Below are 13,626 nucleotides of genomic sequence, written 5' to 3' on the forward strand. Positions count from 1 at the left end.
GCATGCATGAGATTTCTGCTAAGCATACTCTGAAGGCGTACGTGGAGGTTACTAGCGGTAGATGTTGCTCATGTCTACAAGTGTGACTCCTTTGATAGAGGTTTTTTACTGTGATGTATCCATCATACAGGATCTCAACAAAGAAGTCAAGCAGTTATGTGGTTGTTGTGGTCCTGGAGGTGCTGTTGGCGCGTCCGCGCCAACAGCACCTCCAGGACCACAACAACCATTTCTTTTTAACGGGTGCGTGTGGCGACGATGTCGTTGCGCGCGGCCCACATATTGAGATCTTGTTGCTGAATGGCAGCGGCCATGAGATCCGGGAAAAGGTCAGGCGTACAGGCGAACGAGGGAATACCCATGCTCGCCAGGTGGGCGGCATTCGTTTTATCGTAGCCTGGGGCACCATCGTCACTGAGGGCCAGCAGGCAGATGACCTGGACTCCGCTGGCGACCAGTTCTGCGGCGCGGCGAAGCATCTCGCGCTGGTTTCCGCCTTCATAGAGATCGGTAATCAGCACGAGGATGGTCTGGCTGGGACGACTGATGATTTGCTGGCAATAGGCCAGGGCACGATTGATATCGGTGCCGCCGCCCAGTTGCGTGCCAAAGAGCAGGTCGACCGGGTCTTGTAGGTCTTCGCTGAGATCGACAACGGCGGTGTCGAAGACGACCATGCGTGTACTGACCGCGCGAATGGTTGCCAGGACAGCGCCAAAGATGCCTGAGTAAACGACGGAGGTTGCCATAGAGCCGCTCTGGTCTACGCAGAGGACGATATCACGCAGGGAAGAGCGCTTATGCCCATGCCCGATCAACTGTTCGGCAATGATGGTCTTCTTCTCCGGCAGGTAGTTTTTCAGGTTGGCGCGGATGGTGCGATGCCAATTGATCTCATTGGCACGTGGTCGTCGGGTATAGGTGGAGCGATTGAGGCTACCCCGTACCGCCTGTTGCAAGGGATTGGCGAGTTTCCGCTCCAGTTCTTCGACGACCTTGCGCACCACTTGCCGTGCCGTATCCTTGGTTTTCTCGGGAATGACGCGACTCAACGAGAGCAGGGAGGCTACGAGATGGACATCCGGCTCAACCTGCTCAAGCATCTCTGGTTCGAGCAGCATGCGTGTAAGGTTGAGCCGTTGAAGCGCGTCCTGCTGCATCACGCGTACGGTCGAGGAGGGGAAGTAGGTACGAATATCGCCCAGCCAGCGGGCTACGTTGGGCGAGGAGCCTCCCAGCCCGCCCGAACGCTGGGCATCGTAGAGGGCTTCGAGCGTTTTATCCATGCCCAGGTCGCGGCCACTCAACATGTCCTGCCCATCTCCTGGCGCACCTCCACCCGCGCCCGCCATTCCTTTCTCAGCCTGCTTGCCTAAAACGAGGCGCCAGCGACGCAGGCGCTCTTGCTCAGTTATGCTCATTGAAGCTTACCCCCATCAGTTGTGCCAGCACGGGCAGAACGCCCTCCGCTCGTTGCTGGTCGAAGCCCACGCCGGTAGATGATGCCGCCATCCCTGCTACCGTGCCGCTCTGGCCCGACATTGTGCGCAGGTGTTTGACCTTTTCGCCCATGGCACGGCGCTCAGGCGGCTCAAATTCGCTGAAGGCGCGGCGTAGGATTGGTAAGAGAGCCTCGAAGGTCTCGCCCGAGAGATCGCTGAGCCAGCTATCCAGGGCGCGCCACAGCTCCTCCTGGTGGAGGACAATAAGCCCGCTGCCCATGAGGACGCCCTCGATCCAGCGCGCGGCTTGAGCCGCCGGAACGGCAGGCGTAAGCGCCAGGCGCGTCTGGCGTTGCAGTTCAGCTCCATCGATGACGTGCTGCTCTAGCAGTAAGCGACAGCTTCGCCCGCGTAGCAGGCCATGCAGATCCTCCTGTTCCATCAAGCGGCGCAGGAGCTTCTGCCAGTCTTGACGCTCCTCTTCCTGGTTGAGCAGGCTGAGGGCCTCCTGAACATGATTGATGCTTGTGAGCATGCCCCGAGCGGCGTCATCGTCGAGCGAGGAGCAGGCACCTGGTAGACCAACCAGCACGCGCTCGAAGAGACGTGTGAGAATGGGCTGGACCAACTCAGCCTGGGTGCCGCGAACATTGCCGTAGCGTGCGATCCGCGCCAGGGGTGGCATGGCATCCATCAAATGGCGTATATCTGCCGATATTGCCGCGCGCTGCTGGATGACTGTAAGCAGGTGCGCAATTGCCTGGGGCAAGGCCGCCAGCATGGCCTGGTCGAGCAGGCTGGTGAGTTGCGGTAGCTCTTGAAGCTCTTCGGCCTGGTGCGCGACGAAGGCGCTTGCGGCCTCGAAGACGGTATTCCCCCAGGCGCTGGCTTCAATGAGGGTTACGACAAACTCAACCTGCCATTGTAATTGCCAGTATTCCCAGAAGGTGCCCTGCTTCTGGTTGCCGGTATGCAGAGTTTTGCCCCAGGGAATGTTGAGCAGGGAGAGGCGGTGCAGCAACTGGCTGCGCGCCAGGGCGCTCTCTTTGCGCAGGTCCAGCTCCAGGCGTGTACTCTCAGGCGAGGGCGCCATGCGCAACTGGCGCTGTTGCTGCTCCAGGTCGCGCTGAAGCGGGATGGCTGGCGTCTCCTCCGGTACGCGCCCCAGGCGCTCGCCAATTTCGAGCTTCTCGCGAATTAACTGCATGGGTTCTGTGTTGCCATGACAGAGAACCGTCTGGATGGCCTCGTGCAGTTCGGTGAGGCCGGGCATGGGAAGCTCGCGCAGGGCCGCCAGGGTCTCGCTCAAGCGTACCGCCTCAATGACGCTGGCCGAGGAGGCATCCAGGTCTTCTTTGCGGAGCAAGCGCGCGGCGCGTGTCACCCAGCGTACCACGGCCTGATCTGGCGTCTTCCAGAGATGCTCGTACCAGCCAGGAGAGGTGATGCCAGCTCCATAGCCGCTGCGATAGGAGAGGCGTGAATTGGTCCAGGGAATCCAGGTGGCCTCAACCTTCAGTTTTTTTAGACCCTTCAGGCGTTTCTGGTCCTCGCCAGGGGCGCCGGGATCGACCAGGACGGGGGCATGCCAGGCCCCACATACAACGGCGATGCGCTGGAAGCCCTCGCGCTGAGCCGTGCGGATGCATTGACGCATATAGGCCTCGCGAAGCGCGTCCTCTTCCCTGGTTTCTCGCCCCTCTCTGAGGGCCGACATGGCTTCAAGAATGGCCGCGAAAATGTCGCGGCTATCGACGCGCTGCTCAATCTGCTGTTCCCACCAGCTTTCATGATCGCTATAGCCTGCGGCCTCGGCAAGCATCCCGAGTGGGTCCTCACGCTCCTCCGTTTGAGGCGCAGGTGCGAGGGTTGCATTGCGTGTCTCCTGACCTGGCTCTGCCTCAGCTCCAGGATGATCGAGCGCTTGCGGCTCCTGCTGCTTCGTTTGTTCAGTCAAGGCCTCTTGTTCGAGGTGTAGCGCCATCTGCATGGCCTGGGGCAGGTCCATAAAGCGCGTTTCTATACCCTGCTCAAAGCTATAGCGGAGCGCCTGCCATTCTGGCGAGAAGGTGGTAAAGGGATAGAAGACGGCACGCTTTGGATGCTCAGGCGCGTAGATGAGGATCGCGACGGGAGGCCGCATCTCCTGGTGCATACATAGCGGAAGCACTTGCTGGGCGTCGGGCGGGCCTTCGACCAGGACGATATCTGGCTGGTACTCTGTGAGCGCCTGGCGCAGGCTGCGTGCGCAGCCTGGCCCATGGTGGCGTATCCCAAAGACTGAAATGCTCACTACAACACCTCGCGACACGCTCGATAGAGGTCCTTCCAACCTTCACGCTCTTTGGCGACTGTTTGCAGGTATTCGAGCCAGACGACACGATCCTGGACCGGGTCTTTGACAATGGCGCCGGTCAGGCCTGCGGCCAGGTCGGCGGCTTTTAGCTCGCCATCGCCAAAATAGCCCGCCATGGCCAGTCCGTTGTTGATGACGGAGATGGCCTCCGCCGTTGAGAGCGTGCCACCCGGTGACTTCAGCTTGGTCTGTCCGTCTTCTGTGACGCCATTGCGTAGCTCGCGGAAGATGGTGACGACGCGGCGAATCTCCTCCAGCGCGGGCTTCTCGGCTGGCAGCTCCAGGGCGCGACCCAGGCTGGCGACGCGCCGCTCCACGATGTTAACCTCGTCGTCCATGCTATCAGGCACGGGGAGAATGACGGTGTTGAAGCGGCGCATAAGTGCGCTGGAGAGCTCGTTGACGCCCTTGTCGCGGTTATTGGCGGTCGCGATGACGTTAAAGCCTTTGCGCGCCTGGACTTCTGTGTTGAGCTCGGGTACGGGCAGCGTCTTCTCCGAAAGGATGGTAATCAGGGTATCCTGGACCTCGCTGGGAATACGTGTGAGCTCTTCAATACGCGCGAGCTTGCCATCTTGCATGGCCTGCATCATGGGGCTGACCACCAGAGCCGCTGGTGAAGGACCTTCAACCAGCAAGCGCGCGTAGTTCCAGCCATAGCGAATGGCATTCTCATCCGTGCCAGCCGTGCCTTGAATCAGGAGAGCCGAGTCGCCCATGATGGCGGCGCTTAGATGCTCGCTTACCCACGATTTTGCAGTACCAGGAACGCCATAGAGTAACAGGGCGCGGTCAGTGGCGAGTGTAGAGATGGCGATCTCCATCAGGCGCGGGTTGCCAATATACTTTGGCGAGATCTCGAAGCCATTGTCGAGCTTGCCGCCCATGAGGTAGGTGCGCACAGCCCAGGGCGAGAGCTGCCAGTTAGGTGGCCGCTGGCGCGTATCCACTTTAACCAGTTCAGCCAGTTCCTCCGCGTATTGCTGCTCGGCGTGCTGGCGTAGAACGCTATTGACCTCGGCGCCTGTGATATGTCCATTTTGTGCAGTATTTTGCGTGCTCGTCATAATTAGCCAATCTCCTCTACTATCATTTTGCGCAGGTGTATTGTCTCTAGAAAATGATTTACGCTATTTTTGGTTTGCTGATGTTCGTAGTATATGCTGTATTCATATTTTTCAGGCAGATCGGGCAAGTTCCATTCCTGTAAAGCCAGGGGAAAACAAGTTGGAGGGAGGGCGAGCGCTGCCGGTGGGAGCGTGAGTCTCAGGTATTCAAGTGTAGCTTTCCCTGTCTCAGTTTCTATGGGAAAATTGTGTACCACCTCGCGTGCCCAATCCAGGTAGAATGTGCCAAAGTTGTGACTCCAGGGGCGTGGCAGGACAGACACATTCAAGATATGGGATGCAAAGTGACGCCCAAGCATTCCCTTGAATATACTCTCAGCCTGTTGCTGGGAAAGGCGAGAGATAAGACCGGCTATCTCCAGATTACGTTCCTCGCGCCGCGCATCGCGCAGTGCATCTGGTTGTGCTTCTTGCCAGAAAGCCAGGAGGCTGTCGATGCTCGGCAGGTGATACTCGCGTGTGGCACGTCTGCAAAGCACCGTAAAAAGCATGTGCTGCCAGGTTTTATTTTCAATCGCCGCCAGCAACTGGTATGGTGCCAGCGAAAAGCGTTCTTCCCAATAGACGAGTGGCAGGTGTTCTAGGAGGCGCTGGCAGGCATCGTTAATGCCAGATGTGTTCTCCACCCTGTTGATCAGGCCATCACGCACCCAACTCTTATCAAGTGCTTCAGGCCTGTGAATGGAGATTTTTCCGTTCTTGTAGTGGAGCAAGGTATCGGCATGAGCATGCATGCGTTGCATAAAGGCCGAGCCTGGGAGCAGAGCAAGCAGCCGTATTGCGACCAGGCGCACCTGTTCGCTGCGGTCATCGAGCGCTTTCTCCAGAAAATCTTCATCTTCTGGTGAGAGCTTGAGTGCCAGGATTTCGAGGAGTGGTGTGCGGGTATCGGCACGCTCCTTCTTCCAGCTCTGCTGGAGCCATTGCCTCGCCATATCTGGAGCGAGGAGGCGCTGCTGGCGCAGGGCTTCTACGCGCTGCTTGAGTGTTCCCTCTTGCCATGTGGCTTCGATCTGTTCAGCAGGGATCGCGTCTGCCTCAGCGGACAACTCGTTCACCCAGTTCCACTTTTGGTTGTGCTGGCTCAGCCAGCGCCCGCGTTCACCTAGCAGAGGGCGCGCTTGCTCACGTAGCTCTTTCCCTCTGGGGACGGTTTCCAGAAACGCTGGCAGGAGATCATATGGCACCCGGCAGCGCCGCTCTTGCATATAGCCTAGAGCCTCCTGAAGGAGTGCTGTTTCTTTATGAGCCAGGAGCATCTCAAGAATCTGCGGTCGCTGAAGTGGATGCCAGTCCTGGGACTCAGGTTGCGCGGGTGCAGGCAGTTCAGGCGTGGACTCGGCGAGGTGTCCCGCGTTTTGATAGGCGCCCCAGGCAGCGGCTGTCAGCAGGAGCTGGCGTTCTTTTCCACCCTCACTGAGTTGACTACTCAGTTCATCAATTCTGGTACCGGTGGTGAGTGCTGCATCGCCGCTCTGCTCTGTGCCAACGATGGCGGCGGTGATAAAACGTTCCATGTCTACCTCCCCTCCGATAAGCTATAGTAGCGGCCCTCGGCCAGGATGCCAAGCGGGGTCAGCACTTCGCCGTTCCAGATTCCCGCGAAGTGACTAGCATGCCCTCCTGAAAGTGCGAGCAGGCGCCAGTGCTCCCCTTTCGCCAGTGGCAAGACCTGCCCGGCGTTGTCACACAGTAGCCAGCGTTTCTGATCGAGAACAGGGACGGCATCTCGCAGAACGCACAGAAAGGTGTCCTGCCAGGGGTGACGTGCCAGTGTCAGAGCGACTTGATTGAGAAAGGCATCTATCGTCTCTTCTCCAGGCAGCGTGTGCTCAAAGGGGCGAAGTTCTCCCTGTTGCTCGACGATAAGCGCGCGCGAGGGTGCGGCCCCTGGCCAGTACGCTAGCTCGACCGCTTGGCGCATACCAAAGGGATACACGTGAGCAAAAGCAGGATTCACTCGTGGCGCGAACTGTATCAGCATGGCTGTACGTTTGCTCCCTTCTCCGTAGAGCCAGGTGCGCTGTGTTGTGCCCTTATCGGTCTCCTCAAGCGTAGAGCCGAGGAAGAGCCAGGTATCGCGTACGTGTTCGCCGCGCGCGAGCACCTCGTCTTCGGTTAGTGCCCACCCCAGTTGCGTACGTACCTCATCTTGTAGATTGGGTTGAAGCGTATCGATATTGCGATATGCCTGACTGAGCAGAGTTAATTGCCCGGATTGTACGAGCAATTTCTCGGTCCAGTCTGGCGAGGCATGAATGCTCTCGCCCAGGCGCCGGATGCGCGTCGCGACGCCCGGAAGCTGGTTATCGACCATCTGCTTCGCCATATCGCTCCAGTAGGTTTCTGGATGCGTCTCGGCGCTGGCCAGGCCGGTACGTACCAGGTCGCTTAACCAGAGATCGAGACGTGCCAGGCCCTGCTCGACTAGCTTCTGCCGCCGCGCGACAGTCTTCTCGGATGGAGCTGTATGTTCTTTAGTTTGCTTGCTTTCTTTGCGTTGTAACGACGCGGCCCGCTTTTCTAGCCAGGCGGTGACCCAATCTGGTGGATCGCCGCTTGTGATCTCCTCACCCATGGTGCTTGTAAGCAGTAGCAGGCCCAGACAATGTTTACAGGGCTGTTTCCGACTGGGGCAACTGCATTGTGCTGTGAGGGTGGAGAGTTCAACCTTGACCTGGTAGAGCGCGCTCCCCTGGCATTCTCCCCAGAGGGCAAGCTCGTTATGACCAAGATTTGCCCAGTGCTTGCGATTACTGAGCTTTCTAGCGTTGGCGAGCGAGGCCGTGTCGGGAGCTATAGCTTTAACCTGTTCGGTGGTGAAATCGAATCCCACGTGTTCTGCTCCCCCATCTAGTGTTTTTTTGTTCTCTCTCTAAGTATATGTTCTTGCTGAGGATAGAGAAAGCGGAAACGCCACCTATGAGACTATATTCCTGTTTACAATGGGTGTTCTCAGCGTCTACGCCGCTTCGCGAGGAATGATTACTGGAGTGGTGCGCAATGACAGTCATTGCGCACCACTCCAGTAATGAGGGCGATTGCCGCAAGCGCGGGGCTATTATTTGCTGTGTTGAAACCTCTTCCCGCTGGAAGACGTGGCTACATTAGTAGCTACGCATCAGCACAGCTTGTGTAGTATGGCTCCACAAGTAGGCTCTAATGCCATACTGTTTCCTGTGCCATCCCAAAGGATTGGAGGATCCCTTTATGTATACAAATAACGAGCATGATTCTGCCAGTCAGCAGCCTGGTGAAAATGTCACGCGTGAAGATATAGTAAATATAGATCGAGCCGCTGAGGCGGCGGGTACCACGCGTGAGAAGGCCTCTCGTAACCTGTCTCCCCAAGAGCAACAGCAGCTAAGCAGACGCCAGCAGTATAACCAGCAGGCGGCAGAATTAGAGCAGAATCAGACTGACTTCTATAATGAAAGTGATGACAATACACCCTTACGCCAGGATGGCTATGAGGAGACCGAGGGGAGTGGCTATGGTGAAACGCAAAACACGATAGGCCAGCCCGCGCAGGAGAATCCAGCACAACAAGGCTATGATCCAGCGCAGAGTGGGACGCAGCCATCCAGGAGGCAGCCAGGCGCGAAGGTCCCCGCGCCTGGACGTGAAACAGGAACCGCCTGGGCAGAGAATGAGCAGATGGGTTATACAACCGATACCCCGGATCGCGGTAATCCCGCGAACTAGGTACTCGATTATATGCCTGCGAATTTAAGTTAACCCCCATCTGCAGGTTTTTTTCGGGTAGTGGGTGTGGTGCGTGCTGGCAGCCAGCACGCACCACACCCACTACCCAGGCGAGCGCCGCAGGCGCGAGTGGTCACGCAAAAACATGCACATCGTGTGAGTTAAAGAAGGAGCCGTGATGATGTCCGAGAAAGCTAAAATTCAACATATTCCAGTCAAAGTCTATCGCACACAAGATCGCTTAATGGTGGCTGCGCCTATGCCTGGCTTACAGCCAGAGGATCTCGGCATCGAGGTCACGGTGGATAACCACCTGATATTACAGGGCGAGATTCGTGGTCTGCTCAAGGATGTCAAGGAACTGGTCATCGATGAGTGGAGCGTGGGTGCCTATCATCGCGAGATCCAGCTTCCCGTACCCGTTGATGCGGAGCGAGCCAACGTCTCGTATGGCAATGGCGTGATCGTGGTGGCCTTTATAATCAGCTCGCAAACCGTGCCTGCGCGCCTGACTGTCCAACGTGTCGCACCCGATCACGGACAGCGCGCAGGCTATACCGGGCATACCACCTAAATCAAGTAGGGTCCATGCTGGCATGGACTCCGAGCGCAGCGACCTCCCCAGTAGTTGGATATCGGCCTGCAGGCCTCGGAGTCCATGCCAGCATAGACCCCACAATTTTCGGCGTCTTGTTTCCCTTCACTTAGGAAGCATGCACCGGCGCTTTTTGAGCCAGGAGACTCCTCCTTGCCCCAGGCGCACGCCTAGCACGATGGCGAGCAGCCCACCAAGCAGGCTGGTCAGTAGATAGAGAAACGCGGGGAGTGTCGCGCCCCCATTGAAGAGATTGAGTGTGCCCAGCGCCAGGCTGCTAAAGGTGGTATACGCCCCCAGGAAGCCCGTAACGAGGAAGAGGCGCCGTGTGGGGCCAATCAGCATGGTGGTCTCAGCCAGAGTGCTAATCAAGGCGATCAGCAGGGCGCCAGTAATATTTATCAGGAGAATATCAAAGGGCCAGCCTTTCCCCAGTGCTTGCTGGATCGCCAGACTGAGAAGATAGCGTGTCATGGTCCCCAGGAAGCCACCTGTGAGCACGGCTCCGAGCTGACGTAACGTCACACGGTTTTTCATGCCAGCCAGCCCCCTATCCCTAATCCAAGGGCCGCCATCCCGAGGCCTAGCAGATAGGTACCTCCCAGGTAGCAGAGCGCGCGGATGCTCTCGCCGCGGCGTAGCAGCAGAAGCGTCTCCCAGTTAAGTGTACTAAAGGTCGTATAGCCACCCAAAAAACCGGTGGCGAGCACGGCTTGCAGTGACGTCGAAAGCGCTTTGTGATTTACGAGCGCGAAAATAAAACTGATCAAAAAAGCCCCACTCAGATTAATACAGAACGTCCCCAGGGGGAAACGCGTAGGAAGCCATGTGGTCACCAGATTACCAAGCAAATAACGCGTAACTGCGCCCAGAGCACCAGCCAGGCTGATGCCTCCGAGCAGGGCCAGCGTGGTCCATGTCATACTTTATTCCTACCCTTCTAATATATTTTTAAATACACTCATCAACTCTTTGGGCATCCACTCATCAACTCTTTGGGCATCCACTCATCAATTGCTTGGTTAGTAGTGTGATGCAGGTTGGCAGCCGCAGGTTGCCAACCTGCATCACACTACTAACCAAGCGAGCGCCGTAGGCGTGAGAAGTCCAGCATTAAGCCCCCCCAGAAAGCACAAAAAAGACTCCTGATAACGCATACTCAACAAGTATGCGTTATCAGGAGTTATTAGCTTCTTTGCGGTTTCGTCAGGTATAGCCAATTCTTCATAAGATAAAAAATCGGTCAGTGAACGTTTCTCTTGAAGAGGCCTTCTATGACGTGGTGAACCCCATCACCAATTATTCTATTGCTCTGACTATAGCATAACCACGTGGACCAAGCCAGTTTCTTAGGAGTTGTTGGTAGAGGAAAAGCTGTGACCTGGTTCATTCACAAAATGTGAAGTATCCTCTAGCATGTTTCCCTGCTTTGCGTTATAGTTGCTACAGTTGATTGCTAGCTACCGCGCCCGCCTCTCTGCTTTGACACAGTGAGATGGTGGACGGTTTGTTGGAGGACTTCGAGGACTTCATGGAAGGAGTTTACTTATATGTACTGTGGAAATTGTAGAGCTATCTTGCCGGCCGGAGCTGCAGTGTGCCCTTCTTGCGGTACGCCGGTTCCCTACAATGTGTCTGGAAACGTTGCGCCAACAGTACAGGCACAGCCATCATATCCGCAAGAGACCGCGAACCCCCAGGTTGCGCCAACTGTCTTTGCACAGTCACCTGATCAAGGTCCTGGCGGCCCTTCTGGTGCATATTATAACCAGGGGAACTCAAATCCCAATAACGCAGCCCCACCACCGCCATCGTATTACAATCCTAATCCAGGGGTGTCACAGCCTGGAATTTCGGGTGCTCAATATAACCAGGTACCCGCGACTCCCAATGTGTCGGGAGCTAATTACAATCCCTATGCTAATAGTGCCCCACCGCCACCAACGCCTTATCCAGCTGGTCCGCAGCCCGGTGCTTATCCACAACCCGGTGCTTATCCACAGCCCGGCGGCTATGGGATACCCCCACAACCGCCTAAGAAGAAGAGCAGTCTTGGTCTAATTCTCGGTATTATCGGAGCTATTGTCCTGTTTGCCTGTATTGGTAGCGCTGTTCTGATTGGTTTGGCCGCCAATAAAGGCGTTAGCGATGTGAAAGCCACCGCGACCGCGATCTCAAAGGACACAACTCCTACTGACAACGCGACACCTACTACCGATGTCGCCACGCCGACGACCAGCACAGGTGATAATTCTCAATCGCCATCGGGGCGACCGTTCTCACCGCTTGCTCAACAGATTATCACTGATCCAGTAACATCGAGCGCGGTCGATAGCAATACGCTGCCAACGAATCCTACGAAGTCGTTTACGGCTGGTTCGTATGTCTATATCACCTTCAAGCTCAAACTGGCTTCAACTGGCTTGAACTTTGATAATGGTGACAAAGCATACGTCGAGGGCCGTTTTTATGCTGACAACGAATTTGGGAAAAATACCATCCTGACAATTGATCGGAACGCCCCCAATGGATATGTAGCCATTCAATACCTGGTAGCTACTCAGGGCGCGGCTGAACTCTACTGGTGCCGCCAGGCTGATTGCAGCGACCGCCAACTCGCCCAGGTCGTCACGTTTACGGTTTCCTAAAACGTTCTCATCTTGCTCGCCTGGCGAACCTTTAACCAAAGAGTGAGTGCGCAACGAGGCGAGAGTGAGTGCGTGGGAAACGGGCTTTGCCCGTTTTCCACGCACTCACTCTTTTTCCCCTTCGCGCCGCATGCGAGAAGGTTCTTCTGAGAAGGAAAACAGTGGTAAAATAGGGGTACATATTTTTGTCAGCAAAGGAGCCTACATGCAAGCCCTGCTTGGTATTGATCTTGGAACTACAGGCGTGAAAGCCGCTCTGTTCGCGGTTGAAGATGGCCATGTTCTGGCAGACGCCTTCATCGATTACCCTCTCTATCATCCTCAGCCCGGCTGGGCCGAACAGCAGCCCTCTGAGTGGTGGCAGGCGACACTTACAGCCATTCAAGGATGTTTGGAGCGCGCGAGTGGCCTTGGGGTTCGCCCATCCGATATCCGTGGCGTCGGTCTCTCAGGCCAGATGCATGGGGTCGTGCTGCTAGACGCGCAGCAGCAGGTGTTGCGTCCCTGCATCATCTGGGCGGATCAGCGCAGTGATGCTCAGTGTCGCTGGATGACCGAACGTGTAGGCGCTGCCCAGTTGATCTCTTATGTCAGCAATCCCGCGCTCACAGGCTTTACCGCCCCCAAACTCCTCTGGGTACGCGACAACGAGCCAGAAATTTTCGCTCGTGCACGTACACTACTTCTCCCTAAGGACTATATTCGCTACCGCCTGACAGGCGTGCTGGCGATGGAGATCTCGGATGCCGCCGGGACATGTTTGCTGGATGTCAAACAGGGCACATGGTCGCGAGAGGTGTTGAGCGCCATCGAGCTTGATCCCTCTCTCCTGCCACCCGTTGTTCCAGCTGATGCCGCCAGTGGCTCTATCACCGACGAGGTGCAAGCTCTGACGGGCCTGCCAGCGGGCATACCCGTAGCAGGTGGTGGCGCGGATAACGCCTGTGGTGCGGTTGGCAATGGTATTGTGGAACCTGGCCTGGCCCTGCTCTCAGTTGGGACCAGCGGCATCGTTCTGGCCCATGCAACCTCGCCCCAGGTGGATACCTCAGGTCCAGTGCCCCGTGTGCATACCTTTAACCATGCCGTTCCCGGCGCGTGGTATCTTATGGGGGTCACGCAGGGCGCGGGCCTCTCGCTGCGCTGGGTGCGTGACAACATTGGCCTGCCCGAGCGTGCGCTGGAGCGCTGGACAGGTGTAGATGCCTACGAGACACTGGCACGCGAGGCTGGATCTGTTCCCGCGGGAAGTGAGGGCCTAATCTTCCTTCCCTATCTGCAAGGTGAGCGTACGCCGCACCTGGACGCCTATGCGCGTGGTGGCTGGATTGGCCTGACCGCCAGCCATGATCGCCGTCACCTGGTGCGCTCAGTGTTGGAGGGCGTCGCCTTTAGCCTGAAGGATTGTATGACGATCATCCGCGAGCAGGGCCTTCCCCTGGAGCAGGTGCGCGCGACCGGTGGTGGCGCGAAGAGTCCGCTCTGGCGTCAGATCATTGCTGATATTCTGGAGATGGAATTGGTTACAACGAACGCAAGCGAGGGACCTGCGTTTGGCGCTGCCCTGCTGGCTGGCGTCGCCGGTGGCGTCTACGCCTCTGTTCCCGAGGCCTGCGCGCAGACCGTGCGCATCGTGGAGCGCACCGCGCCTAACGCAGCCCTGGCCCCGGCCTACAGACAGGCGTATGAGACCTATCGTGCGCTCTATCCCGCGCTCAAGCCTGTTATCAGCAAACCGCTCTAGGCAAAGTTT

General features: G+C 57.1%; 11 protein-coding genes. 4 read left to right on the top strand and 7 right to left on the bottom strand.

Translation table 11 applies throughout. From position 1 onward, the window contains the following. Positions 1-236: 236 nt before the first annotated feature. The 5 genes from JMJ16_RS29825 to JMJ16_RS29845 are packed head-to-tail and all read right to left on the bottom strand — an operon-like array spanning position 237 to position 7,761. Entirely contained in the window at positions 237-1,421 is a 1,185-nt protein-coding gene (locus JMJ16_RS29825; protein WP_201379356.1) for a VWA domain-containing protein, read from the bottom strand. Continuing rightward, positions 1,408-3,735: a DUF5682 family protein gene (locus JMJ16_RS29830; RefSeq protein ID WP_201387511.1), complete on the bottom strand. Its 2,328-nt coding sequence runs from the start codon at positions 3,733-3,735 to the stop codon at positions 1,408-1,410. The genes JMJ16_RS29825 and JMJ16_RS29830 overlap by 14 nt, the downstream gene beginning before the upstream one ends. Continuing rightward, positions 3,735-4,865 carry an AAA family ATPase gene (locus tag JMJ16_RS29835; RefSeq protein WP_201371641.1) on the bottom strand — a complete coding sequence of 377 codons (1,131 nt, stop codon included), beginning with the start codon at positions 4,863-4,865 and terminating at the stop codon, positions 3,735-3,737. Before JMJ16_RS29835 ends, JMJ16_RS29830 begins: the two co-directional genes overlap by 1 nt. Before the next feature lie 2 nt (positions 4,866-4,867). Beyond that, on the bottom strand, positions 4,868-6,442 hold the full coding sequence (locus JMJ16_RS29840) for a DUF5691 domain-containing protein (RefSeq protein WP_201387513.1): 1,575 nt from the start codon (positions 6,440-6,442) through the stop codon (positions 4,868-4,870). Positions 6,443-6,444: 2 nt separating this feature from the next. Then, positions 6,445-7,761 (bottom strand): SWIM zinc finger domain-containing protein, encoded by a 1,317-nt coding sequence (locus JMJ16_RS29845; RefSeq protein ID WP_201387515.1) that lies wholly within the window; start codon positions 7,759-7,761, stop codon positions 6,445-6,447. 374 nt (positions 7,762-8,135) lie between these two features. Between JMJ16_RS29845 and JMJ16_RS29850 the strand changes: the two genes are divergently transcribed. Together JMJ16_RS29850 and JMJ16_RS29855 are read left to right on the top strand one after the other, a co-directional pair. Continuing rightward, on the top strand, positions 8,136-8,630 hold the full coding sequence (locus JMJ16_RS29850; RefSeq protein WP_201387517.1) for a hypothetical protein: 495 nt from the start codon (positions 8,136-8,138) through the stop codon (positions 8,628-8,630). Between the two features lie 178 nt (positions 8,631-8,808). Further along, a complete protein-coding gene (locus tag JMJ16_RS29855; protein ID WP_201387519.1) occupies positions 8,809-9,204 on the top strand; it encodes an Hsp20/alpha crystallin family protein in 396 nt (131 codons plus the stop codon). Positions 9,205-9,330: 126 nt separating this feature from the next. Here the strand turns inward: JMJ16_RS29855 and JMJ16_RS29860 are convergent, their stop codons facing one another. Together JMJ16_RS29860 and crcB are read right to left on the bottom strand one after the other, a co-directional pair. Then, complete coding sequence (locus JMJ16_RS29860; RefSeq protein ID WP_201387521.1) at positions 9,331-9,762, bottom strand: CrcB family protein; 432 nt, start codon at positions 9,760-9,762, stop codon at positions 9,331-9,333. Next, a complete protein-coding gene (gene crcB, locus JMJ16_RS29865) occupies positions 9,759-10,148 on the bottom strand; it encodes a fluoride efflux transporter CrcB (RefSeq protein WP_201387522.1) in 390 nt (129 codons plus the stop codon). The genes JMJ16_RS29860 and crcB overlap by 4 nt, the downstream gene beginning before the upstream one ends. A 708-nt stretch (positions 10,149-10,856) precedes the next feature. Here crcB and JMJ16_RS29870 point away from each other — a divergent pair. Both JMJ16_RS29870 and xylB read left to right on the top strand, forming a co-directional pair. Then, entirely contained in the window at positions 10,857-11,873 is a 1,017-nt protein-coding gene (locus JMJ16_RS29870; RefSeq protein WP_201387524.1) for a hypothetical protein, read from the top strand. 205 nt (positions 11,874-12,078) lie between these two features. Beyond that, the gene (gene xylB, locus JMJ16_RS29875) at positions 12,079-13,617 is read left to right on the top strand and encodes a xylulokinase (RefSeq protein WP_201387526.1); all 1,539 of its coding nucleotides are present in this window, start codon (positions 12,079-12,081) and stop codon (positions 13,615-13,617) included. The last annotated feature ends 9 nt before the right edge of the window (positions 13,618-13,626 follow it).

This window comes from Ktedonobacter sp. SOSP1-52 (assembly GCF_016587395.1).